Raw genomic sequence first — 23,622 nt, 5'->3', positions numbered from 1 at the left:
CGCCACGGGAGCCGGAGCCGGCTTGCGCGGCGCGGCGGCTGGCGCCGGCGCTGGTGCGGGCGCCTGACGGTTGGCGCCCTTGTCGGCGTTGAGCTTGATCCAGTGGAAGACGGCGTCGGCCGCCTTCTGCGCACGCTCGAGGCTCTCGGCCTTGGGTGCTTCTTGTTGGGCGCTGGCCGCTTGGGCCAGCATCAGCAGGGCGCCCGCGATGGCGGGCAGGGCAAGCGCCAGGGTACGGCGCGGTCCGAGTGTCATGACAGCTCCACAAAGACATTTCGGCCGGTGGCAAATGCCACCTCGGTCGAGGGGCGGACTCTAGTCAGACTGTGGGATGGCGTCAGCGGGGTTTGTCCCGCATGCGACGCAATTTGAAGCCGCTCCCGGCAAAGCGTCACGCTTGGCCGATGGTTCAAGACCCCAGCAAGGCGCGGCAACGCTTCTCGTGCTGCTGGATCTCGGCCAGCGTGACTTCGATGTCGTGGCGCTGCTGTTCGAGCTGCTGGCGGTGCTGCGCCAGGATGGTGAGGAAGGCCCGCAACTGGGGCGCGGCGCTGGCCTGGCTGTCATACATGTCGACGAGCTGCTTGATCTCCTGCAGGGCCAGGCCCAGGCGTTTGCCGCGCAGCGTGAGCTTCAGCCGGGTGCGGTCGCGCGGCGTGTAGACGCGGTTGCGGCCCTTGCGGCCAGGCTCCAGCAGGCCCATGTCCTCGTAGAAGCGGATCGCACGCGGCGTGATGTCGAACTCGGCGGCGAGTTCAGTGATCGTGTAGGTCGTTTCGGTCGCGGCGGGGACAGGTCGGCGGGAGGGCATGGCTACACTCAATTGACGTAAACGTCAGTCTAGAGCGGTCATGGCCAATCCACGCGAATCCGAACTGCATTACCCCCTGGGCGATACCCTGCCCCAACCCGGCGAGGCGCTGGACCTGGCACCCGGCGTGCGCTGGGTGCGCATGGGCCTGCCCTTTGCGCTGGACCACATCAACCTGTGGCTGCTGCGTGACCGTCTCGATGGTCGCGAGGGCTGGACCATCGTCGACTGCGGCATCGCCAGCGACGACACACGCGCCAACTGGGAGCAGGTGTTTGCCGCGCACCTGGACGGTTTGCCCGTGCTGCGTGTCATTGCGACGCACTTCCACCCTGACCACCTCGGGCTCGGGCACTGGCTGACCGAGAAATGGAACTGCCGGTTGTGGATGAGCGCGACCGACTACAACCTCGCCCGCCTGGCCAGTGGCTCGACGGTGGGCATGGGCGGCGCTTCGGCAGCGGCCTTCTTTGGCAGCCATGGCCTGACCGACCCGGAGTCGCTGGAGAAGATCCGCGCCCGTGCCGACTACTACCCCAAGATGGTGCCGGTCGTGCCGGCCAGCTACCGGCGGCTGATGGATGGCAGCGAGATCGACATCGGCGGGCGCACCTGGCGCTGCATCGCCGGCTACGGCCACGCGCCCGAGCACATCAGCCTGTTCTGCGAAGAAGCCAAGCTGCTGATCAGCGGCGACATGGTGCTGCCGCGCATTTCGACGAATGTTTCCGTCGTCGACGTCGAGCCCGAGGCCGACCCGCTGACGCTCTATCTGGACTCACTCAAGCGCTACCTGGAGCTGCCGGCCGACACGTTGGTGCTGCCCTCGCACGGCAAGCCCTTCACCGGCCTGCATGAGCGCATCGACCAGTTGCAGGAGCACCATGACGAGCGCCTCGCCGAGGTCATCGCCGCCTGCCGCGCCGAACCGACGCATGCGGCCGGCCTGCTGCCCGTGCTGTTCAAGCGCAAGCTCGATCTGCACCAGACGACGTTCGCGATGGGCGAGGCGATCGCTCACCTGCACGCGTTGTGGCTCAAGGGCGAGCTGAAGCGCGAACTGGGCGCCGACGGCGTCTACCGCTTCTTGCCCGGCTGACGCCGGCGCCAAAGAGAAACGCCGCCGACGATCAAGATCGTGCGGCGGCGGTCCGGCTTAGCGCGGTACCTTCACTCCCTCCGGCTGGGCCGGCTGCGGGTACCTGTGTGACAGCGTCAGACGAAGTGTTGCGCTTTGTGAAGGCGGCAGGGTGACCGTGGCTCGGTAGTATTCACATGCAAGCCATTGCGGCGTCTTTCGGGCCGAGTGCCGGGCCGCCCCAAGCCGGCCCGCCTTGGCGATGTGCTTGCAGCTCAATGCTGCAAGCATCGCCGTCCCCCAGGGGGACCGGCCAGGTTGGCCGGCGTTCAGCCGGGCCAGACTGGACGAGGGGCCTACTGAACCACGATGGATTCCTCACGCAGCGCATCGCGCGAGCGCTCGAAATCGGGCAGCACCGAGCGCACCGTGTCCCAGAACGCCGGGCTGTGGTTCATCTCGCGCAGATGGGCCAGTTCATGGGCGACGACGTAGTCGATGATGGCCGGCGCGAAATGGATGAGGCGCCAGTTCAGGCGGATGGAGCCGTCGGCGCTGGCGCTGCCCCAGCGGGTCTGCGCCGAGGACAGGCGCAGCGACTTCATGGCCACGCCGAGCTGGTCGGCGAACTGGCGGCAGCGCGGCAGGAAGTCCTCGCGCGCGCGCGCCTGCAACCAGGACTGGGCCAGGTCGCGGATCTGCTCGGCCGAGGCGCCCGGCGGCAAGGGCAGGCGCAATTGGCGCGTGGCGGCATCCCACACCACCTCGCGCTCGCCAGGCGCCAGCACCAGCGTCAACGCTTCGCCGAGATAGGGCAGGCGGCCGCCGTCCAGCCACTCGATGCGCGACGCCTGGATGCGCTGCTGGCGTTCGCGCTGCTCGACGAGCTTGCGCAGGATCCAATCGCCCTTGTGATGCAGGGCGCGTTCGATCTCGTTGATGGGCACCCAGCGCGGTGCGCTGACGCGCAGGCCCTGCGGCCCGACGACGAAGCCGATCGAGCGCCGGCGCGCGCGCTTGAGTTCATAGCCGATGCGATGCTGGCCCAGCAGCAGCTCACGCCGCGCGCGCGGCGCGCCGGGCTCGGCTGGCGTGATCTCCGGCTCCACGTCGAACAGTGACAGCTGGCTGTCCTGCAGGAGTGGGGCCGGGCGCTTGGCGGGCATGGTGATCAGCGTTGGTTCGCCGCCGCGTCGCCGGCGACGCCGGCGGACGGAGGGTTGGCATAGGCCTCGGGGTCGAGGCGGCGCATCTCGGATTCGATCCAGTCCTTGACCTCGTTCATCAGCTCGGCTGGCGAGCGGCCTTCGGGGCGGATCTGCCGGCCGATGGAGATGTCCACCACGCCCGGACGCAGCAGGAAGCTCTTGCGTGGCCAGCAGCGCGCCGCCGTCGCGGCGATGGGCACGACGGGCAGGCCGGCCTCGATGGCCAGGCGGGTGCCGCCGGTCTTGTAGTCGCCGACCTGGCCGCGCGGGATGCGCGTGCCTTCGGGGAACATGATGACCCAGTTGCCCTGGCCACCGAGGCGTTTGCCCTGGCTGAGCACCTTGTTCCAGGCCTCCGTGCGGCGGCCACGGTCGATGTGGATCATGTCCATGCGCGCCATCGCCCAGCCGAAGAAGGGCACGTAGAGCAGTTCGCGCTTGAAGACATAGGCCAGCGGATGGCTGAGCAGGGCCGGGTAGGCAAAGGTCTCCCACGTGCTCTGGTGCTTGGACAGCAGCACGACGCCGGCGCGGCGGTCCGAAGCCGACGGCAGGTTCTCCATGCCCTGGATGCGCCAGCGGATGCCGCAGATGAGGCGCGCGCTCCAGATGGCGACCTTGAGCCAGCCGGCACAAGCCCAGTAGACCGGGTCGCCGCGGCGGAAGATGGACAGGATGACGACACCGGTCGCCCAGGGGATGACGGTGACGACGAGAACCAGGACAAAGATCAGCGAGCGGATAGCGCTCAATAGCGTTGCCATCAGGACTTCCGAATCAATAGGTGCGCAACGGTGGCGCCAGAGTGCATGGCCAAGCGGATGCCGCAGAACCGGCTTTGCCGGGCTGCTGGCATCGCCCCCTTGAGGGGGCCGGCGAAGCCGGTAGGGGGTGGGCTCATCACTTCAGTTCAGGTCTCCGGCCTGGGTGTCGGGGGTCAGAACCTGGCCGCGCTGCACGGCAACGCGGCGGCGCTCCTCCTGGATGATGGCTTCGGCAAAGCTCATCAGGTCGTCGTGCACGCGGGCCGTGGGCACCTGCACGAGCAGGTTGGCGAGTTCGTTGGTGCCGAGGCTGCCGAAGGGGCCGGTCAGCACGAGGTGGGGCATGCAGCCGGCGTTCTGCGCCGTCAGCAGGTCGGTCAGCGACGCGCCGACCATGTGGATGGTGGCGAGCGCAACGTCGAAGCGCTCGCCAATCTGCTGGATGAGGCCGGGCAGGGGCTTGCGGCAGTCGCAGCCTTCTTCGGGCGTGTGCGGGCAGAAGAACGCCGCGTCCAGGCGCCCGCCCTTTTCGGCCAGCAACTGGTTCAGGCGGATGTGCACGGCATTCAGCGAGGCCATGTCCAGCAGGCCGCGGCCAATGCCGGCCTGGTTGGTCGCCAGCACCGTGTGCCAGCCGGCGTGATTGAGGCGCGCGACGGCCTCCAGCGCCCCCGGCAGCGGGTCGAGTTCCTCCGGCGCCTTGACGTGGTCGTCGCGGTAGCGGTTGATCGTGCCGTCCCGCCCGAGGATGACGAGCTTCATGCCGTGGGCGTGGTCGGCGCGCATGGAGGCTTTAGGCAAGGCGCGACAGGTCGGCGACCCGGTTCATGGCGGCGTGCAGGCGGCCCAGCAGGGCCAGCCGGTTGGCGCGGAGCAGCGGGTCCTCGGCGTTGACCATCACGTCGTCGAAGAAGGCGTCGACCGGGCCCTTGAGCGCGGCCAGGGCCTTCAACGAACCGGTGTAGTCATGCTGCTCGAACAGCAGGTCGGCAGTGGGTTGGACTTCGGCAATCGCGGCGGCCAGGGCCTGCTCGGCGGCTTCCTTCAGCAGCGCATCGTTGATGGCGTGGGGCAGTTCGCCCTCGACCTTCTTCAGGATGTTGCCGACGCGCTTGTTGGCAGCCGCGAGCGACGCCGCTTCGGCCAGGGCGGCAAAGGCACGCACGGCTTCGAGACGGCGCGGCACGTCACCCAGGCGAGCGGGGTTCAGCGCCAGCACGGCGTCGACTTCCTGGGCGCTGTAACCCTGGTCACGCAAGCTGACCGCGAGGCGATCGGCAAAGAAGGAAAGCAGCGCCTCACGTGGGTTCTCGATGAGCTCGCCGAAGGCCGGCACGGCCGCGTCGATCAGCGCCGGCAGGTCCAGCGGCAGGTTCTTCTCGACGAGGATGCGGATGACGCCCAGCGCATGGCGGCGCAGTGCGAACGGGTCCTTGTCGCCGGTGGGCAGCTGGCCGATGCCGAACAGGCCCACCAGCGTCTCCAGCTTGTCGGCCAGCGCCACGACGGTGCCGGTGTGGTTGCGCGGCAGCGCGTCGCCGGCGAAGCGCGGCTTGTAGTGGTCCTCGATGGCGATGGCGACGCCGTCGCGCAGGCCTTCGTGGCGGGCGTAGTAGCCGCCCATGATGCCCTGCAACTCGGGGAACTCGCCGACCATGTCGGTCAGCAGGTCGCACTTGGCGAGCTGGCTGGCCTGCTGGACCTTGCTGTCCAGCACCTTGAACTCGTCGTCGGCGTCGACTGTGTAGGGCAGGGTCGCCATGCTCAGCTGGTTGACGATGGCATGCGCGATCGACCTGACGCGCTCGGCGCGCTCGCCCTGGCTGCCCAGCTTGCCGTGGTACACGACCTTGGCCAGGCCCGGCAGGCGGTCTTCGAGCTTCTTCTTGCGGTCCTGGTCGAAGAAGAACTTGGCGTCGGCCAGGCGCGGGCGCACGACGCGCTCGTTGCCTTGCACGACGGCGCCGGCGTCGGCGGGCGCGATGTTGCTGACGACCAGGAAGTGGCGGGTCAACTTGCCGTGAGAGTCCAGCAGCGGGAAGTACTTCTGGTTGGCCTTCATCGTCAGGATGAGGCACTCCTGCGGCACGGCCAGGAACTCGGCCTCGAACGCACAGGTCAGCACATTGGGGCGCTCGACGAGGGCGGTGACTTCGTCGAGCAGGGCCGCGTCATCGATGGGCGTGAGGCTCAGCGCATCGGCCGCGCCTTTGAGTTGGCGCGCGATCTCGGCGCGCCGCTCGGCAAAACCGGCGATGACGGCGCCCTGGTCACGCAGTTGAGTGGCATAGCTGTCGGCCGATTCAATGCTGACCGTGGGCTGGGCGGCTTCAAAGCGATGGCCGCAGGTCGTGCGGCCGGCAGTCAGGCCCAGGGCCTGCACGGGCACGATCTCGCTGCCGTGCAGCGCGACGAGGCCATGGGCCGGGCGCACGAACTTCACGTCGGTCCAGCCGTCTTCGAGCTGATAGCTCATGACCTTGGGGATGGGCAGCTTGGCGAGGGTTTCATCCAGCGCCTTCTGCAGGCCCTGCGCGAGCGTGGCGCCGGCTTGCATGCTGTCCCAGAACAGCGCCTCGGCCTTGCCGTCGGGCAAGCGCTTGAGTTGCGGCACGACTTCGGGGCCGGCGCCGATGGAGGCCAGCTTCTTCAGCAGCGCGGGCGTGGCCTGGCCATCAGCGGTGAGGGCGACGGCGACCGGCATCAGCTTCTGCTGCACGGCCTTGTCGGCGGCCTTGGCGGCGACGTTGGCCACATGCACGCCGAGGCGGCGCGGCGACGCGAACGACGTGACGGCGGCGTCCGCAGCGGCGAGGCCCTGGGCCTTGAGGCTGTCGGCCAACACGCTGGCGAAGGACTCGCCGAGCTTCTTCAGCGCCTTGGGCGGCAGCTCTTCGACAAACAGTTCAACGAGCAGATTCATCAAGCGGCCGCCTTCTTGCTGTTCTTCAGTTCGATCTGCGCAACGACCTCATCCGCCCAGGCCTTGGGGGCCATCGGGAAGCCGAGGCGCGCGCGGCTGTCCAGATAGCTCTGCGCAACGGCGCGGGCCAGGTTGCGGATGCGGCCGATGTAGGCCGCGCGCTCGGTCACGCTGATGGCGCCGCGGGCATCCAGCAGATTGAAGCTGTGGGCGGCCTTCAGCAGCTGCTCGTAGGCGGGCAGGGCGAGCTTCTCGACCATCAGCTCCTGGCTCTTCCTTTCATGCGCGGCAAAGGCCGACAGCAGGAAGTCCACATCGCTGTGCTCGAAGTTGTAGGTCGACTGCTCCACTTCGTTCTGGTGGAACACGTCGCCATAAGTCAGGCCGTCGGTGTAGACCAGGTCATAGACCGATTCCTTGCCCTGCAAGTACATCGCCAGGCGCTCCAGGCCGTAGGTGATCTCGCCGGTGATGGGCTTGCAGTCGATGCCGCCGACCTGCTGGAAGTAGGTGAACTGCGTGACCTCCATGCCGTTCAGCCACACCTCCCAACCCAGGCCCCAGCAGCCGAGCGTCGGGTTCTCCCAGTCGTCCTCGACGAAGCGCACGTCGTTCTTCTTCAGGTCGAAGCCGAGGGCCTCCAGCGAGCCGAGATACAGCTCCAGGATGTTGGCCGGCGCGGGCTTGAGCACCACCTGATATTGGTAGTAGTGCTGCAGCCGATTCGGGTTGTCGCCGTAGCGGCCGTCCTTGGGGCGGCGGCTGGGCTGCACATACCCGGCCTTCCAGGGCTCGGGGCCGAGGGCGCGCAGGAAGGTGGCGGTGTGGCTGGTGCCGGCGCCGACTTCCATGTCGTAGGGCTGGAGCAGGGCGCAGCCTTGCTTGGACCAATAGTCCTGCAAGGTCAGGATGATTTGCTGGAAGGTCAGCATGAGGCGAGGGGGAGAGGGGGTGGCCGATTCTATGAGGCCGCCCTGCGCACGCCCGCCAGGGCCAACAGGGACAAAAGCCAGAGCGGCCAAAGCCCCAGCGCGGCCAGCCAGCGGGCATAGGGCGTGGAGCCGCTGCGGCCGTCGACTTCGACCTCCAGCACGCCGCGCTGCAGGGCGGGCAGCCGGGCGGTGATGTGGCCGTGATGGTCAACAAGGGCAGTGGCGCCGGTGTTGGTCGAGCGCGCGACGGGGCGCTGGAACTCGAGAGCGCGCATCTGCGAGAACTGCAGATGCTGGTCCTGGATCATGACGGTGCCGAACCAGGCCAGGTTGCTGACGTTGACGAAGGCGGTCGCCGCGTCGGGCCCGACGGCGCTCTGCACGAAGTCCTCGCCGAACAGATCCTCGTAGCAGATCAGCGGCCGCAGCCTCTGGCCGGCGACGGCCCAGGGGCGCTGGTGGTCGCCGCGGGCCTGGTCGTCCAGCGGGATGTTCATGGCATGCACGAACCAGCCAAAGCCCGGCGGGATGAACTCGCCGAAAGGCAGCAGATGGCGCTTGCCGTAGTGGTAGTCGCTGCCCAGGGCGACGACGGAATTGACGAAGCCCTCGTCGGCATTGCCGAGGAAGGCGCCGAGCAGTGCGGGGCGTTCGGGGCGGGCCAGGCGCACGAGGGTGGCGCGGTCCAGCTCAGCCAGCGGCAGCGGCACGACCGATTCGGGCGTGATGACGACCTGGCCGCGCGCGGACTCGATGAGCCGGGCCAGCAACTCCAGATTGGCGGCGAAGCGGGCCGGGTCGAACTTCTGGTCCTGCGGGATGCTGGGCTGGACCAGGGAGAGGGCCAGGCGGCCCGTGGAGGTCGTGAAGTCCTGCGGCAGCAGCAGGCCGGCCAGCGGGATCAGGAGCGCAGGCGCGGCCCAGGCAACGGCTCCGCGCTTTAGCCATACCAGGCCGGCGGCCGCCAGCGCTGCCAGCGCGGAGATGCCGTAGACCCCCACCCAGGGCGCCCAGCCCGCCAGCGGGCCGACGGTGTGGGCATAACCCGCCGCGATCCACGGGAAGCCGCTGAGCCAGGTCGCCCGTGCCAGCTCGGCCAGCAGCCAGGCTGGCGCAAAAGCCAGCAGCCGCCAGCGGCCCGGCGCGATCCAGCGCGCGGTCAGGCCCAGGGCCAGCGCGTAGAAGCCGCTGAGAAAGGCCGCCAGCAATGCCACCGCCAGCGCGGCCAGCAGCCAGGGGATACCGCCGAACTGGTGCATGCTGATATGCAGCCACCACAGGCCCGAGGCCAGCCAGCCAAAGCCGAACAGCGCGCCGACGAGGGCCGCAAACCGGGGCGTGGCCTGCTCGACGGTGGCGAACAGCAGCGCCAGCGCGATGGGCTGCAGATACCAGGCGCCGGTGGGCGCGAATGAGGCCGTGTGCAGCAGGCCTGCGGCCAGTGCGACAGCCGCAGCCCTCGCGCCCTTCACGCCTCGGTCTCGTCTTCGGGGGCGCGCGTGACCTTGAACCAGCGCACCGCGCCGCCGCGGGTCAGCATGACGGCGAAGTTCAGGCCGCCCACCTGCACGGTCTCGCCGCGGCGCGGCACGCGGCCGTGCTCATGGGCGATGAGGCCGCCGATGGTGTCGAAGTCGTTGTCCGGCAAGGCCAGGTTGAAGCTGCCGTTGACGGCCGCGATGGTCGCGTCGCCGGCGATGCGCTGGCTGCCGTCGGCCAGGGTGTAGATGCCGGATTCGCCATCCTTGTCGTCGAACTCGTCCTCGATCTCGCCGACGATTTCTTCGAGCACGTCTTCGATGGTGATGAGGCCGGCGGTGTTGCCGAACTCGTCGATGACGATGGCCAGGTGGTTGCGGTTGGAGCGGAAGTCGCGCAGCAGCTCGTTCAGGCCCTTGCTCTCGGGCACGAAGACCGTCGGGCGCAGCAGGGCGCGCAGGTTCAGCTCAGGCGCGCGCTGCATCTTGAGCAGGTCCTTGGCAAGCAGGATGCCCATGATGTTGTCGCGGCTGCCCTCGAAGACGGGGAAGCGCGAATGGCCGGTGTCGATGACGAGACCAAGCAGCTCGTCATAGGGCGCGTCGATGTCCAGCAGGTCCATGCGCGGTGCGGCCACCATGGCGTCGCCGGCCGACAGCTCGGCCATGCGCAGCACGCCTTCCAGCATCTGGCGCGACTCGGGCTCGATCAGCTCGCGCTGCTCGGCGTCGGCCAGGGTATCGATCAGTTCGCTCTTGGAGTCGGGGCCGGGGTGCAGGAACTCCAGCATGCGCTCCAGCAGGCCACGGGCCTCGGGCGGGTGTTTGGCGGCCCCGCGAACTGGGGGCCTGCCTGAATGCGGTTCGCTCAAGGGGAGCTGTCAGGGTATTGCGGAAGGGACAGAATAGCCGATTGATTTGACAAAACCTTGTGCTGGGCCTCCCAGCCCCCATATCTGCCGCCTTCGACGAAAACGGTTCCCATCATGTCCAAGCCCCAAGGCCTCATTCCCGCCACCATCCTGACCGGCTTCCTCGGTGCCGGCAAAACCACGCTGCTCAAGCGGGTGCTGACCGAGGCCCATGGCCAGAAGATCGCCGTCATCGAGAACGAGTTCGGCGAAGAGAACATCGACAACGACATCCTGGTGTCCGACACCAACGAGCAGATCATCCAGATGAACAACGGCTGCGTCTGCTGCACCATCCGCGAGGACCTGCGTACGACCCTGTCCGATCTGGCCGCCAAGCGCCGCAAGGGCGAGCTGGACTTCGAGCGCGTCGTCATCGAGACCACCGGCCTGGCCGACCCCGGCCCGGTCGCCCAGACCTTTTTCATGGACGACGAGATCGCCGAGAGCTATCTGCTGGACTCGGTGCTGACGCTGGTGGACGCCAAGCACGCCGAGGAGCAGCTCAACAGTCGCCAGGAAGCGCGCATGCAGGTGGGTTTTGCCGACCAGATCTTCATCAGCAAGGCCGATCTGGTCGAGCCGGCGGCCGTCGAGGCCTTGGTGCACCGCATCAAGCACATGAACCCGCGGGCACCCATCCAGACCGCCCATTTCGGCGAGGTGGCCCTGGCCAAGGTGTTCGACCTGCGCGGTTTCAATCTGAACGCCAAGCTGGAGATCGACCCGGATTTCCTCAAAGCGGACGCTCACGACCACGGCCATCATCACCATGATCACGATCATGAACATGGCGAGCATTGCGACCATCCCCACCACCATGCCCATGATGACGACGTGAAAAGCTTCGTCTTTCGTGCCGACAAGCCTTTCAACCCGGCCAAGCTGGAGGACTTTCTGGGCGCCATCGTGCAGGTCTACGGTCCCAAGATGCTCAGATACAAGGGTGTCCTACACATGAAAGGCACGGACAAGAAGGTCATCTTCCAGGGCGTGCATCAGATGATGGGCTCCGATCTCGGCCCGAAGTGGATGCCGGGAGAGAAAAAGCAGAGCAAGATGGTGTTCATTGGTATCGACCTGCCAAAAGAGGTACTGATGCAAGGCTTGGAAGGCTGCTTGGCGTGATGTTTTTTTGCCCCGGGAGCACCGTTTCCCGGGGGGTGAAGGCTGAAGATTCCCTGTGGCTACAATCCGCCGCGCTCAAAATTGGGCAGCCGGCTGAAAAGCAGTGGGATCAAGGTCTGACACCGCGCCGATGCAAGCCCTGAGCGAGGAGAAGACAGTGAGCAAGACCCCGGCCCCCAAAACCGCCCCCAAGGGCGCCAAGAAGACTGACCCCGGCGCCGACGTCGCGATGCTCGAGGCGCCCGCGCCAGCCAACCGGTTCGCCGACCGGTTCGCTCCGCCCAAGCCCCCCGTGCGTGGCGCTGGCCATGTCGACGAGACGCCGCGCGTGGCCGCCAAAGGCGACCCCAAGCTGGTCAACGCCTGGAAGACCAAATCGGGCGCCGAGCTGACGGACGCCGAGGTGCTGGCCATGCCGGACTCGGAGTACATGAACGCGAAGCAGATCGAGTTCTTTCGCGCCAAGCTGACCGAGCTGAAGGACGGCGTGCTGTCCAATGCGGGCGAGACGACCGAGCATCTGCGCGAGGACACGACCATCGTCCCCGATCCGGCCGACCGCGCCACGATCGAGGAAGAACACGCCCTGGAGCTGCGCACCCGTGACCGCGAGCGCAAGCTTCTGAAGAAGATCGTGCAATCCATCGCGCGACTGGACACCGGCGAGTACGGCTACTGCGACGAGACCGGCGAGCCCATTGGCCTGGGCCGCCTCATCGCCCGCCCGACGGCCACGCTGTCGCTCGAAGCGCAGCAGCGCCGCGAGCTCAAGCAAAAAATGTTCGGGGACTGAATGGAGCCCCTCGTCCAAGGTGAAACTTGGCCGGTCCCCCGAGGGGACGGCGATGCTTGCGGCGTTGAGCCGCAAGCACATCACCTGGGCGGGCCGGCTTGGGAGCGGCCCGGCGCTCGGCCCGTGGGTCGCTGACACCCGTTCGTTTCCACGAGGCATAGTCCAGACATGTCCGAATCCAAGCCCGCAGACCCGAAGGAAGGCGACAGCTTCTTCCGCAAGGTGGCGCGCTTCGTGGCCAACCCCACGACGGACTGGGCCGAGATCAATTCGCGCCAGGACGACCCCGAGGGCGACCTTGCCAAGGCCGAACTGCGTGCGATGGTGGAGCGCAAGCGCCGCAACGATTTCGTGCGCAAGCGCGAGCTCGACATGCTGCGCCGCATCCGCCGCGAGGGCCTGACACCTGAGCAGCTCGCGGCCCTGGCCTCGTCGCCGTCCCGGATGGGCGACGACGAGCGCATCAGCGAGCCCAATTCCAAGATCGATCTGGGCGTGAAGGCCAAGATCGACGAGATCGAGCAGCAGATGGTGGGCGAGAGCTTTGCGACGACGCAGGCTGTGCCCAAGCAGCAGCCCGGGTTCTTCGACACCAGCACGCGGCCGGTGGCCTTCTCGTCCTCCGTCGCGACGCCGTCGCCTGCCGAGGCCAACGGCGGCCGGGTCAGCGAGTTCTCGACGCCGCGTGAGGTGCAGCGCCTGCAGGCGCCGACGCCGCCGGCTGCCGTGACCATGGGCGCGGCCATCCCGCCGCTGTCCGACTCGCCGCCCAGCCGCCTGCCCGACCTGCCGCCGCTGGACATGCCGCTGTCCTTCACGCTGGCCGAGTCCACGCCCGATGTCGAGGTGCAGGAGGTCGTGCACGACCCCGAGCTCGACGAGGCCGTCATCGCGTTTGCGAACGCCGATTACGAGAACAGCGAGCGTGCCCTGACCGAGCTCGTGCGCCCGGGCGGCAGCCGCAATCTGCACGGCGAGACCTGGCTGGTGCTGTTCGACCACTACCGCGCCACCGGCGCTCAGGGCAAGTTCGAGGCGCTGGCCGTCGAGTACGCCCAGCAGTTCGGCCTGTCGGCACCGCAGTGGTTCTCCATGCCCAAGCTGGTGGCCGAATCGACACGCCAGTCCAACCGCTCGCCCATGGCCAAGGCCAGCCAGGTCAGCTGGACGGCGCCCTCCACCGTGAGAGCCGAGGATGTGACGCTGCTGCAAAAGCGCAGCGAGACCCTGCCCATGCCTTGGGTCTTCGACTGGGGCCCGCTGGAAGAGATCGAGATCGAGGCCGCCATCCAGATGCGCCAGCTGTTTCGGGTCTGGGCCCAGCAGCAGGTCGACCAGCGATGGGTGGGCGGCGACCGCTTCCTGAACCAGCTCAAGGAGCTGGCGCCAGTGGGCGAACGCGACACCGACCCGGTGCTCTGGATGCTGCGGCTGGAAGCGTTGCGCCTGGCCAACCGACCCGATCAGTTCGACGAGGCCGCCATCGACTACTGCGTGACCTACGAGGTCTCGCCGCCGTCCTGGGAGCGCGCCAAGTGCCGCGTGCGCATCGGCGGCGAAGGCTCGTCGACCAACAGCCCGGCCACGAGCTCGATGCAGAGCGAGGCGCAGTCGACTTTCCTCGACACGAGCGTTGCCGAGGCCAGCCTGGCCCAGCTCGAATTGATGGGCCAGATGAGCGGCGATATCTCCGACAGCCTGCGCACGCTGTCCACCGAGGTCGGCGACGCCAGCATCATCAACATCTCCTGCACCAAGCTGATCCGGCTGGACTTCATGGCCGCCGGCGACCTGTTGAACTGGGTGCTGCAGCGCCGGACCGAGAACCGCATGGTCGTCTTCACCGACGCCCACCGGCTGGTCGCGCTGTTTTTCGGCGCGATGGGCATCAACGAGCATGCCAAGGTCAAGGTGCGGATCAACTGATCCCGCGGCCGCGGCCGACCTTGCGAAACCGCGGCTGAACCTCAACTGGGACGGCCTATGTCTTCAGAATCTTCTGCCGTCTATCACGGCACAACCATTGTTTCAGTGCGCCGCCAGACGCCCACCGGTTGGCAGGTCGCCATCGGCGGCGATGGCCAGGTGACCCTGGGCAACATCGTCGTCAAGGCCAGCGCGCGCAAGGTGCGCAAGCTCTACCGTGACCAGGTCCTGGCGGGCTTCGCGGGTGCCACGGCGGATGCCTTCACGCTGTTCGAACGTTTCGAGGCCAAGCTGGAAAAGCACCAGGGCCACCTGGTGCGCGCGGCGGTCGAGCTGACGCGTGACTGGCGCACCGACCGCGTGCTGCGCCGGCTGGAAGCCATGCTGGCCGTGGCTGACAAGACCGCGTCGCTGATCATCACCGGCAACGGCGATGTGCTGGAGCCCGAGCAGGGCATCGTCGCCATCGGCTCTGGCGGCGCCTACGCCCAGGCCGCCGCCAAGGCCTTGCTGGCGCACACCGATTTGAGCGCGTCAGACATCGTCAAGCGCTCGCTCGAGATTGCCGGCGAGATCTGCATCTACACCAACCAGAATCACACCCTCGAGGTGCTTGAATGAGTTCGATGACCCCCCAGGAAATCGTCTCCGAGCTGGACCGCCACATCGTCGGCCAGCAGGCCGCCAAGCGCGCCGTCGCGATCGCGATGCGCAACCGCTGGCGCCGCCAGCAGGTCGACGAGAAGCTGCGCGGCGAGATCACGCCCAAGAACATCCTGATGATCGGCCCGACCGGCGTTGGCAAGACCGAGATCGCCCGCCGCCTGGCCAAGCTGGCCGGCGCGCCCTTCATCAAGGTCGAGGCGACCAAGTTCACCGAGGTCGGCTATGTCGGCAAGGACGTGGACTCCATCATTCGTGACCTCATCGAGGTCGCCGTAAAGCAGGAGCGCGAGGGGGCCATGCGCCGCTGCCAGACGCGCGCCGAGGACGCCGCCGAGGAGCGCATCCTGCAGATACTGTTGCCGGGCAGCCCGAGCTCGCAGGACGGAGACAACGCGACGCGCCAGACCCTGCGCAAGCGCCTGCGCGAGGGCCAGCTCGACGACAAGGACATCGAGCTCGACCTGCTCGCCCCCAGGCCCACGATGGAAGTGCTCGGCCCCTTCGGCAACCAGCCAGGCATGGAGGACATGGCCGAACAACTGAAGGGCATGTTCAGCCAGTTCGGCGGCACTCAGAAGAAGACGCGCAAGCTCAAGGTCGCCGAAGCGATGAGGCTGCTCATCGAAGAGGAAGCGGCCAAGCTCGTCAACGAGGAGGAGATCCGCGCCGCGGCGCTGGCCAATGCCCAGGAGATGGGCATCGTCTTCATCGACGAGATCGACAAGGTGGCATCGCGCAACGAACACGGTGGCGCCGAGGTCTCGCGCCAGGGCGTGCAGCGCGACCTGCTGCCGCTGGTCGAAGGCACGACGGTGTCGACCAAGTACGGCCTCGTCAGGACCGACCACATCCTCTTCATCGCCAGTGGCGCCTTCCACCTGGCCAAGCCCAGCGACCTCATCCCCGAGCTGCAGGGCCGCCTGCCCATTCGCGTCGAGCTGGATTCGTTGTCGGTCGCTGATTTCGAAGCCATCCTGACCAGCACCCACGCCAGCCTCGTCAAGCAGTACCAGGCCCTGCTGGCCACCGAAGGCGTCACGCTGGACCTGCAGCCCGCGGCCATTCGCCGCCTGGCCGAGATCGCCTTCGAGGTGAACGAGCGCACCGAGAACATCGGCGCGCGGCGGCTGGCGACGGTGATGGAAAGGCTGCTCGACGAGATCAGCTTCGACGCGCCGCGCAACTCGGGTCAGACCGTGGTCATCGATGCGGCCGCGGTGGATGCGAAGCTGGGCGCGTTGGCGGCAAATGAGGATTTGAGTCGGTTCATCCTCTGAGGTTCAAACCAGCCGCTTGCTGATGGTTTTCGGCGGGGCGCCGCCCGGGCGGCTGAACTCCACGTCGAGGTCGATGCCATTGGTGTGGAGGATTGCATAACCATCACCCGTCTGGGCGAGGTGTGAGGTGACCTTCACCGTCAGCTCGCCTTGCGGGAAGGTCTCGTTCAGCACCAGATCGCTCGGACGGCCGTTGGCGAACGGGAAGGGCGCGTAGAGGCCCGAGCTGTGGACGGAGAGGACCTTCGCCGCCCTGCCGCTCGACGCGGTGATCTCGATCTCCGCGACCAGGCTGTGATGCTCATCGCCCGACAGGAACACCGTGTTGGTGATCCCGTTCTCGGCGATGAAGGTCAGCAGCCTTTCCAGCGAGGCTGGGAAGCCGTCCCAGGCATCGCTGTGGCGCGCGCCGCCTGCGGGGTCTTGCTTGGTCTGCAGGCGGCGGGGCAGCAGCAGGGAGGGTGTGGCCACGAACTTCACGGCCTCGCGGTGGCGCTTGAGCCAGGCCTGCAGGCGTTGTTCCTGGCGATGGCTCAGGATGGACTGCTGCGCTTGCGGCACGGTGGAACCGCGTGCCGTGCGCCCGGTGCGCGTGTCAGCCAGATAGAAGGGGAAGCCGGCATGCAGGAAATGCATGTCGGCGGTCGCGGAATGACTGAAACGCCCATGGGCCATGCGTTGGTATCGGCGGAAGGCGCTGAAGCCGTGGTGCCGCAGCAGGCGGTTGCGCAATGCATCAATGGGGCACGCCTGTTCGACCTTCTCCGGCGTGGGTTCCCAGTTGTCTACGATCTCGTGGTCGTCCAGCAGCATCTGCACCGGCATGCTGCGCAGCAGGCTGCGCATGCCGCTGGCGCGCAGGGCCTTCTGGTGAGGCTGGTCGTAGCGTTCGTCGCGGCGCATCGGGTCCATGAGGCCGGCAGTGGCGTCGGCGTAGATCTGATCGCCGACCAGCAGCGCGAAACCCACCTGCGGGCCCTCGAGCGTGGTGTCAGCCAGCTGCTGCAGGTTGGCCTGTGCTACCGGGCCATCCATGAGGCCGGCGGGGTACTGGCAGCTGGCCAGCGCGAAACGGGTGCCATATTGCGGGGAGGTGGCGGTGTGCTGGCTCAAGGCCGCCGCCAAGGCCCCGGCCTTGACGAAGGCGTTCTGCAGCACCGCGGTGGGCTGGAGCTTCACCCACTCCTGGGCTTGCTGAAGGAGCTTGGCGGTTTCCAAGGGCTGCGCGACCAGCAGCGCGCGCAGGCCCGAAGGAGGGTTGGCCGACGTCGGCTGCGGGATGAATGGCCATGCTTCCTCGCAGTCGACCACCTCGTCACGGGCATACGCCAGCAAGGCGAGATAGTCTGACCCGGTGCTGCCGTCCGAAGGAACGGCGGGCTGGGCGAACAGCCATCGCTCACTGTTGTCGTCGTCGCCGACGACCACGCCGGCCGGGTTTTGCCCCAGCTTGAATTGACCACCGGCTTGAGACACCGGGAACAGGCAAAGCGTCGCCCGACCCTGAACGGGGTGGGACATGCAGGCCAGCCGGACGACGCTCGTCGCCTTGTCGGACAACGCGATGCGGGGCCCGATCCATGGCGAAAGGAAGACATGCCTCGCCTCTTCGGGCTCGAGCGGGTCAGGAAGCTCGTCGTCCTTCAAGCTCAGGAAGCGCTCAAGGTCTTCGAAGACAGCAAGCGAATCCCTGCCGATGAGCACGTCCTGATGGCCCAGGTTCGCATACGGCCCCTCATCGGGTTTGGGATGGTCCAGGCGCACACCGGCACCGGCTAGGTGGCTTCCCAGCAGGTCCTGCGTGTTCACGTCGACCAGCCCGTTGTGCTGACCATGGATGATCATGGTCGGGATTGGACTCCAGCGCTCGCGCAGCTGTCGACGCGTCACGAACTCGCCACGGCCGCGCTGGTTGGTGATGACCTGGAAGCGCGTGAAGTGGATGGTCTGGGCCACGGTCTCCAGGTTGATGGGGCCGAACAGGTCGTCGATGGCCTCGAGCGTCTCATCGCTGAGATTGGCGGCATCGAAGTCGCGTCCGTAGAGCGCGTCCATGCGGTGGCGCGAGGCGACCCAGGGTGTGGTCTTGAAGGGCCACAGCGGGTTCTCGACGTCGTAGTCTGCGTCGGGGTAGGGGAGGCTCGCCAGCAGGCGGTCCAGCAGCTGATCGGCAACCTTGGGCTCGCGAGGCGGGCGGAACTGATAGTCGTCCTTCATCAGCAGCCGCCGGGCCGACTGCAGCACGAAGGCGCGGAAGATGTTGCTGTCGGTGTAGCGCAGCAGCGGGCCCTTCTGGCTCAGGATGACGCGGTGCACGCAAGGGTGGCTGGCGCCTTTTGCCGGCGGCTCGGCACCGTTGAAAGCGGTGAGCGTGGCGAGGTGCTCCGTGGTCAGCCAGGAGTCGACGCTGAGTTGCGTCACGCCTGAGCGCACCTTGCGCGGGTCGGTGAGCAAGGCCATGCTCAGCATCACGCAGCCGATGCAGTGCGCGAGCACGTCGACTTCCTTGCCGGTGGCATTGCGGATGTGCAGCAGCGCCGCGGGGATGTCGACCAGCGCGGCCTGCTCCATCGGCCAGGGGTAGGTGGCGGTGGCGAGCGCGGTGCTGGTGCGCAGGTCAACCACCCACACCTCGCGGCCCTGGCGGCAGAAGAACTCCGCCGCGCTGTTGGGCGCCAATGATTCGTGTGTGAAGGTGTTGCCGCTCACGCTGTAGCCGTGCAGCATGACCAGCGGCCGACCGCGGCGCTCCACGGTGGGCGGTGGCAGGTAGCGGGTCAGCCGGATCTTGACGGGCACATCGCCGCTGTTCTTGCAGAAGTCGATGAGCGAGGGCCGGCATCGACCTGCAGCGGGGCGCGGATCCTGGATGGCTTCCTCGTAGGGCCCGGGCATGCGGTCCACCCACAGTTCGGTGATCTCGGGTGAGGGCAGGCCCGCAATGGGCCGCGGCAAGCGGTCGGGTTCTTTCAGCGACGGCGTGTCGGGCTTGCGGAAGGTCCACAGATGGATGCTGATCAGCACACGCAGCCACAGCAGGCCGAAGCAGGCGAGGTCCAGCAGCGCGCGGGCGTGGTCCTGCTGACCCGTGATGCGCAGCAGCGGGAAGCCCTGGCTGGCGAGAAAGCGCATGTCGAGTTCAAGGAGGGGCCGCTGGCTGTTCGGCATGCCCGGCATGCGCGTAAGGGAGAGTCGGGTGAGCTGGTGCCAGGGGTTGGCACGGCGGTCGTAGGTCAGGCGCTTGACGCCGGAGATGCCCTGGCCTTCGCGAGGGCCCTCTGCGTCTTCCCAGGGCATGAGCACCTTGCCCACGTAGAGCTCGTAGTCAAAGCGGCGAACCTCGCCTGCGCGCGAGGCCATGCGCCACAGGTCACCCGCGTACTCGAGCCAGTCCTGCAGGCCGGCGCTGGTCTTGTTCGGCTCCTTGATCTTCTGGACGATGTCCCGCAGGCCCCGGTTCAACGCCCATGGGACAAGGGTGCGCAACCGGCGCTTCAGCGACGAAGAGCGCTCACGGTGCAGGAAGCGCAGATCGCCGCGCAGTTCCGCCTTGAATTTGATGTGCTGCTCGCGCTGAGCATCACTGGCCACGCGCAAGTGTTTTTCGTCCCAGGTGCTTTGTTCAAAGATGCGGATGACCGAGCTGTGGCCCGGCCTGACTTCCACCTTGCGGTTCATCGGCGTGCGCAGATCCTCGGGATGGAAACGTTCGTAGGCCAGCGTCAGCTCCACCACATGCGGTTGGGGTAGCGTCGTGTTGAACTGCAGGGGAACCGTGCCGACAAGGCGCTCGACGATCTCGATCTCCGTCGGCCGCAAAGGCGCGTTGGGGCGGGTGTCGTCCGGCTGTGCCATGCGGCGATTGCGCAGTGGCGGAAGCGAACTGGCGGGAGGAAAACTTTCCCAGTGCCGGCGCACCGCGCGCAAGGCTGTCGCGGCGATGGTCAGCGCCGGGTTGGCTCCCAACGACCCCGGGATGATGGAGCCGTCCAGTACCAGCAGGCCGTCATGGATGGGCTCATCATTGGGCAGTCGCTCCCGGCCTGCGTCAAAGACGCGGCCGAAGCGGTCAACCACGCCATCGGCCGCCGTCTTGGCCATGGGGCAGCCACCGAGTGGATGCACCGTCAGCACGGGGCCGCGTGGCTGGGTGACGAGTTGCTCCAGCTTGGGCGGCAGCAACCGCCACATCGGGTTGGCGATGAGCCGGGCGGCCGGCTTCACATCCAGCGCGCGCCGTTCCAGCTCCTCATGCGCCTGGGTGAGGTCGCGGGCCTTGCGGGCCTCGGGCCAGTGAATGCTCAACGTGCCCGGCTCGGCGGGCCGGTCGCGCGGGCGCAACGGCCGCGGCAAGTGCAACGAGCCCGCGGCATCGTCGTGGCCGATGACGCCGACCAGCAGCGTCTTGCCCATGGCCGTCGAGTCCACGGCCAGGGGATCGGTGCCGGCGCCTTCCGCGCCATGCCTTGTGGAGTCGCCTTCCGGCATGCGGTGGATCAAGCTGGCCGTGGTGACGAGTTGCTCGAACAACGGCTTCAGCGGGCCGGGTACCGAGAACTCCTGGATGCGGAAAGGCCGCTTCACTTTTGCCGAAACGGGCACCGTGATGGAGCCGGTGATGGTCGGGCCGACCCCTCGATCCTTCAACCCGACTTGTTCATCCGCGCAGCCCTTTGTTGCCTCGGGCATCTGGGCCACGGCGGCGATGTTGTCGCCATTGCATGAGAAGCGCTCGCCGAGCCGGGACGAAAACACCAGCTTGTCGGTGCGGGAGCGCAGCAGGATCTCGCTGCTGCCCAGCGTGCCTGCCGCGAGGATGACCGTGTCTGCATACAGGTGGAGCTCTTTCGGCTCTCGCTGCTGCAGCGCAGGCGATGTATGCACGACGCGTACGACCCAATCGGGCCTGCCTCGCCAGTGTGGATCGTCCTTGTCGCTGCGTCGCAGGGACAGCACCGTGGCGCCGGTATAGATTTCCGCCTCGCGCCACTTGGCCAGCTCCAGCAGGTTGGCATCCAGGCTGTTCTTGGCGCCAATGTTGCAGCCTGTCATGCAATCGCCGCAGAGCGTGCATTGGTTGAGCTTGACCTGCGCCGAATTGGCTTCGTTGGCCATGGCTACCGACAAGGGCGGCATATCAGCTGCGCGGCTGGAGAGCTTGCTCAGTGCCTCGGTCTTGGGCAATCCGCTTTTGTTGCTGGCGCCCGGGTGGAGGGTGATTCTGTTGCGCACCTGCCGTTTGTTGCGTATCGCAAAGCCACCCAACAGGTACTTGGCCTCCTTGAACAGCCCGGCCTGCTCCAGTTCGTAGACCAGCTCGTGCAAATCGCCGGGGGGAAGGTCTGTCAGCTTTGGCTTCAGCAGCACGCCCGCATTGATCAGCGAGCCGCCGCCCAGCCCATTCGCGACGAGAGCGTTCACGTCTTCCCCCAGGCGCAGGTCGAACAAGCCTTCGTGCTTGCCGCCCACGCGCCCCGTCTGCTGCTGCCCCATGCGCATGTGTCCCGGCAGCTCGCTGAAGTGCGACGGGAACTCGCCCGGCAGGTATTCCTTGCCCCGTTCCAGCAGGCCGATCCGCAACGGCTTGCCGGTGGTGCCCGAGCTCCTTCCCGCCAGCTCGGCGGCGGCCATGCTGCCGCCGTAGCCGCTGCCGACGATCAGCACGTCGAAGCGACGCTTGTCGACGTCAGAGGTCCAGAGCTCGCCGAGCCCTTGGGACAGGCGTTGTCCTGCGGCCGGAGCCGCCGTGGTGCTGCCGCTGTTCATGTCCGATCACCTCCCTGGTGAGCTGGCTTCTTGCTGGCTTGGTCGGCTGGAAATATTGAAATCGCGGACGACCTTTTGGGGATCAACGGGCTTGATCATCAGCGGGATGCCGGCCGATATGACCGTGCGCAACCGTTGCGGTGCGGTGTCTCCGGTGATGATGACGGCGTGTGCCTCTGGGCGCACCAAGTGCAGCTGCTGGATGACGTCAATGCCGCTCTCGCCGTCTCGCAGGCGCAGGTCAGACAGGATCACGTCGATGAAGACGGCCTGAGCGATCTTGAGCGCCTCTGCGCCAGATGCGGCCAGATGCACATTGCAGCCGCGCAGCAGGGCCTGGGTGCTCTCGCGGACGTCCAGTTCGTCGTCGATGACCAGCACCGACAAGCCCACCACCTCGGGCGCCGCGATTTCAATGACGGGTTCTTCTTCGAGGCTGGAAAGGGGAAGCCTCAGCTTGAACGTGGTGCCGACGCCGAACTTGGATTCCAGGGCCAACTGCACGCCGAGGAGGGCACACAGGCGACGAACGATGGACAAGCCCAGCCCCAGGCCTTCGGAGCGGTCCCGCTCCGTGCTTGCCACTTGATAGAACTCCTGGAAGACATATTCGAGTTCCTTCTCTGCAATGCCCACGCCTGAATCGGCCACGCTCAGCACGGCGTCATCGCCGTCTCGTTGCAGGGACAGGCGGACGCTGCCTCCACGGCGCGTGAACTTGAGCGCGTTGTCCGTGAGGTTTCGCAGGATGCGGGAGAAGAGAGTCTCGTCGGTCGCTACCGCGAGGTTCTCGTCACACTGCAGTTCCAGGTGGACGCCCTTGAGGTGTGCCACGGGCTCCATGGCCTGCTGGTGCCCGGTCAGCAGCGCATCGAGGCTGCAGGGCGCGAGTCTGGGCGTGACGATGTCGGCGTCGAGCTTGGAAATGTCCAGCAGGCCTTCGAGTTGCTTGGACAAGGCCTGGTTCATCGACTCCAGCTTGTTCACGATGCCGCGCGTGTCCTCGTCGATCTTGGATTGCCGCAGCACGCCGAGCCATACGGTCATCACGTGCAGCGGCTGGCGCAGGTCGTGGCTGGCGGCTGCAAGAAACTTGGTCTTGGCCCGGTTGGACTCATCGGCGCGTTGCAATGCCAGCGTCAGCTTGGCGTTGAGCTGCTGTTCAACCTGGTGGTGCTCGTCAGCGCGTTGCAGTGCCTGCGTCAGCTCTGCATTGAGTTGCTGTTCAACCAGACGGTGCTCTTCAGCCTGCTGCAGTGCCCTCGTCAGCTTGGCATTGAGCTGCTGTTCGCCGTAGCGATATTTGCTTGATTCCTCGAACACCTTGTTGACCTGCTTGCCCAGGCCGACCAGGAAGAGCAGGAACACGATGATCAACCCCGCGAGCCACCACTCCCCCGGGCTTGGGTTCTGCAGGCCGCCGAGAAACATCCAGGTCCCGGCCAGGGGGATGAGCATGGGCGCGGCAAACGCCAGGAACAGGGAGCGGTGGCCTGAGGTGGTGACGGTCGAGGCGGTTGCCGACGACAGCAGGATGATGGAGATGGCCGCACGCTCGGTGGCGTCGAAACCGCCGAAAGCCACCAGGGGCACGGCCATCAGCACGCCATTGATGGCCAGCAGCCAGGCGATGCGGCGCATGGAGCCGGTGCCCTCGGTAGCGGCGCGTACGAACTTGGTCGTGTAGCGCATGCGCCATCCGGTGACCGCGATCACGGCAGCCTCCCAGGCGACAGGCGGCCATGCTTGCGTACGGTTCAACCAGATGAAGGCGATCAAGCTCGCCGCGAGCAGCATGCCGACCTGCGCACGCAGGCTCTGGCTGAGGAAGATGTCCTCGAAGCGCCCATAGATGAAGGATTGGATCAGCTCATCCTGCCGCTCGTCGTCGGTTCGAGTTTCTGATCGCACGTCTTCGAGCTCCCGCGCTTTGTTGGCCCTTCCCTTGGGCGCCGCGGATG

At 66.9% G+C, this 23,622-nt stretch carries 16 protein-coding genes and 1 pseudogene; 6 read left to right on the top strand and 11 right to left on the bottom strand.

Annotated features, from left to right (window positions below; translation table 11 throughout):
* A pseudogene (locus tag AC1DW0_RS28195) lies at positions 1-255 on the bottom strand (hypothetical protein); the annotation flags it as partial.
* Positions 256-409: 154 nt separating this feature from the next.
* Positions 410-811, bottom strand: coding sequence for a MerR family transcriptional regulator (locus AC1DW0_RS28190; protein WP_056204659.1), 402 nt, complete (start codon positions 809-811; stop codon positions 410-412).
* Positions 812-851: 40 nt separating this feature from the next.
* On the opposite strand from AC1DW0_RS28190, the gene AC1DW0_RS28185 reads away from it, so the two are divergent.
* Positions 852-1,910: an MBL fold metallo-hydrolase gene (locus AC1DW0_RS28185; protein WP_457319685.1), complete on the top strand. Its 1,059-nt coding sequence runs from the start codon at positions 852-854 to the stop codon at positions 1,908-1,910.
* 335 nt (positions 1,911-2,245) lie between these two features.
* Here AC1DW0_RS28185 and AC1DW0_RS28180 read toward each other — a convergent pair whose 3' ends face one another.
* The 7 genes from AC1DW0_RS28180 to AC1DW0_RS28150 all read right to left on the bottom strand — a co-directional run bounded on the left by AC1DW0_RS28180 (position 2,246) and on the right by AC1DW0_RS28150 (position 10,066).
* Positions 2,246-3,055 carry a M48 family metallopeptidase gene (locus AC1DW0_RS28180; protein WP_477949343.1) on the bottom strand — a complete coding sequence of 270 codons (810 nt, stop codon included), beginning with the start codon at positions 3,053-3,055 and terminating at the stop codon, positions 2,246-2,248.
* Positions 3,056-3,060: 5 nt separating this feature from the next.
* Positions 3,061-3,861, bottom strand: a complete 801-nt coding sequence (locus AC1DW0_RS28175; protein WP_457319689.1) for a lysophospholipid acyltransferase family protein — start codon at positions 3,859-3,861, stop codon at positions 3,061-3,063.
* Positions 3,862-4,002: 141 nt separating this feature from the next.
* Entirely contained in the window at positions 4,003-4,662 is a 660-nt protein-coding gene (gmhB, locus tag AC1DW0_RS28170) for a D-glycero-beta-D-manno-heptose 1,7-bisphosphate 7-phosphatase (protein ID WP_477949340.1), read from the bottom strand.
* On the bottom strand, positions 4,655-6,784 hold the full coding sequence (gene glyS, locus AC1DW0_RS28165) for a glycine--tRNA ligase subunit beta (protein ID WP_457319691.1): 2,130 nt from the start codon (positions 6,782-6,784) through the stop codon (positions 4,655-4,657). The genes gmhB and glyS overlap by 8 nt, the downstream gene beginning before the upstream one ends.
* Positions 6,784-7,716: a glycine--tRNA ligase subunit alpha gene (gene glyQ / locus AC1DW0_RS28160; RefSeq protein WP_056204643.1), complete on the bottom strand. Its 933-nt coding sequence runs from the start codon at positions 7,714-7,716 to the stop codon at positions 6,784-6,786. Before glyQ ends, glyS begins: the two co-directional genes overlap by 1 nt.
* A gap of 29 nt (positions 7,717-7,745) precedes the next feature.
* On the bottom strand, positions 7,746-9,188 hold the full coding sequence (gene lnt, locus AC1DW0_RS28155) for an apolipoprotein N-acyltransferase (protein WP_457356310.1): 1,443 nt from the start codon (positions 9,186-9,188) through the stop codon (positions 7,746-7,748).
* Positions 9,185-10,066, bottom strand: a complete 882-nt coding sequence (locus tag AC1DW0_RS28150) for an HlyC/CorC family transporter (RefSeq protein ID WP_056204638.1) — start codon at positions 10,064-10,066, stop codon at positions 9,185-9,187. Before AC1DW0_RS28150 ends, lnt begins: the two co-directional genes overlap by 4 nt.
* 114 nt (positions 10,067-10,180) lie before the next feature.
* Here AC1DW0_RS28150 and AC1DW0_RS28145 point away from each other — a divergent pair, with 114 nt between their 5' ends.
* The 5 genes from AC1DW0_RS28145 (at position 10,181) to hslU (ending at position 15,895) form a co-directional block, all read left to right on the top strand.
* On the top strand, positions 10,181-11,233 hold the full coding sequence (locus tag AC1DW0_RS28145) for a CobW family GTP-binding protein (protein WP_056204635.1): 1,053 nt from the start codon (positions 10,181-10,183) through the stop codon (positions 11,231-11,233).
* Between the two features lie 157 nt (positions 11,234-11,390).
* Positions 11,391-12,026, top strand: coding sequence for an RNA polymerase-binding protein DksA (gene dksA / locus AC1DW0_RS28140; protein ID WP_235532114.1), 636 nt, complete (start codon positions 11,391-11,393; stop codon positions 12,024-12,026).
* Positions 12,027-12,194: 168 nt separating this feature from the next.
* Positions 12,195-13,952, top strand: coding sequence for a hypothetical protein (locus AC1DW0_RS28135; protein WP_457319696.1), 1,758 nt, complete (start codon positions 12,195-12,197; stop codon positions 13,950-13,952).
* Between the two features lie 57 nt (positions 13,953-14,009).
* Positions 14,010-14,573: an ATP-dependent protease subunit HslV gene (gene hslV / locus AC1DW0_RS28130; protein ID WP_057296634.1), complete on the top strand. Its 564-nt coding sequence runs from the start codon at positions 14,010-14,012 to the stop codon at positions 14,571-14,573.
* On the top strand, positions 14,570-15,895 hold the full coding sequence (gene hslU, locus AC1DW0_RS28125) for an ATP-dependent protease ATPase subunit HslU (RefSeq protein WP_056204628.1): 1,326 nt from the start codon (positions 14,570-14,572) through the stop codon (positions 15,893-15,895). Before hslV ends, hslU begins: the two co-directional genes overlap by 4 nt.
* Positions 15,896-15,898: 3 nt before the next feature.
* Here hslU and AC1DW0_RS28120 read toward each other — a convergent pair whose 3' ends face one another.
* Together AC1DW0_RS28120 and AC1DW0_RS28115 are read right to left on the bottom strand one after the other, a co-directional pair.
* Positions 15,899-21,661: an alkaline phosphatase D family protein gene (locus tag AC1DW0_RS28120; protein WP_477949336.1), complete on the bottom strand. Its 5,763-nt coding sequence runs from the start codon at positions 21,659-21,661 to the stop codon at positions 15,899-15,901.
* Between the two features lie 6 nt (positions 21,662-21,667).
* Positions 21,668-23,572, bottom strand: a complete 1,905-nt coding sequence (locus AC1DW0_RS28115; RefSeq protein WP_457356314.1) for a sensor histidine kinase — start codon at positions 23,570-23,572, stop codon at positions 21,668-21,670.
* Between the last annotated feature and the right edge of the window lie 50 nt (positions 23,573-23,622).

The organism is Roseateles sp. P4_D2 (genome assembly GCF_056401875.1).
Note: the sequence above shows the minus strand (reverse complement) of the source record. Positions and strands in the feature narration are given on the sequence as shown.

Coding starts and splice junctions, on each gene's coding strand:
- hslU (WP_056204628.1), top strand. CDS start 14,570: ATGAGTTCGATGACCCCCCAGGAAATCGTCTCCGAGCTGGACCGCCAC.
- AC1DW0_RS28180 (WP_477949343.1), bottom strand. CDS start 3,055: ATGCCCGCCAAGCGCCCGGCCCCACTCCTGCAGGACAGCCAGCTGTCA.
- AC1DW0_RS28120 (WP_477949336.1), bottom strand. CDS start 21,661: ATGAACAGCGGCAGCACCACGGCGGCTCCGGCCGCAGGACAACGCCTG.
- AC1DW0_RS28185 (WP_457319685.1), top strand. CDS start 852: ATGGCCAATCCACGCGAATCCGAACTGCATTACCCCCTGGGCGATACC.
- AC1DW0_RS28190 (WP_056204659.1), bottom strand. CDS start 811: ATGCCCTCCCGCCGACCTGTCCCCGCCGCGACCGAAACGACCTACACG.
- glyQ (WP_056204643.1), bottom strand. CDS start 7,716: ATGCTGACCTTCCAGCAAATCATCCTGACCTTGCAGGACTATTGGTCC.
- AC1DW0_RS28135 (WP_457319696.1), top strand. CDS start 12,195: ATGTCCGAATCCAAGCCCGCAGACCCGAAGGAAGGCGACAGCTTCTTC.
- AC1DW0_RS28175 (WP_457319689.1), bottom strand. CDS start 3,861: ATGGCAACGCTATTGAGCGCTATCCGCTCGCTGATCTTTGTCCTGGTT.
- hslV (WP_057296634.1), top strand. CDS start 14,010: ATGTCTTCAGAATCTTCTGCCGTCTATCACGGCACAACCATTGTTTCA.
- AC1DW0_RS28145 (WP_056204635.1), top strand. CDS start 10,181: ATGTCCAAGCCCCAAGGCCTCATTCCCGCCACCATCCTGACCGGCTTC.
- glyS (WP_457319691.1), bottom strand. CDS start 6,784: ATGAATCTGCTCGTTGAACTGTTTGTCGAAGAGCTGCCGCCCAAGGCG.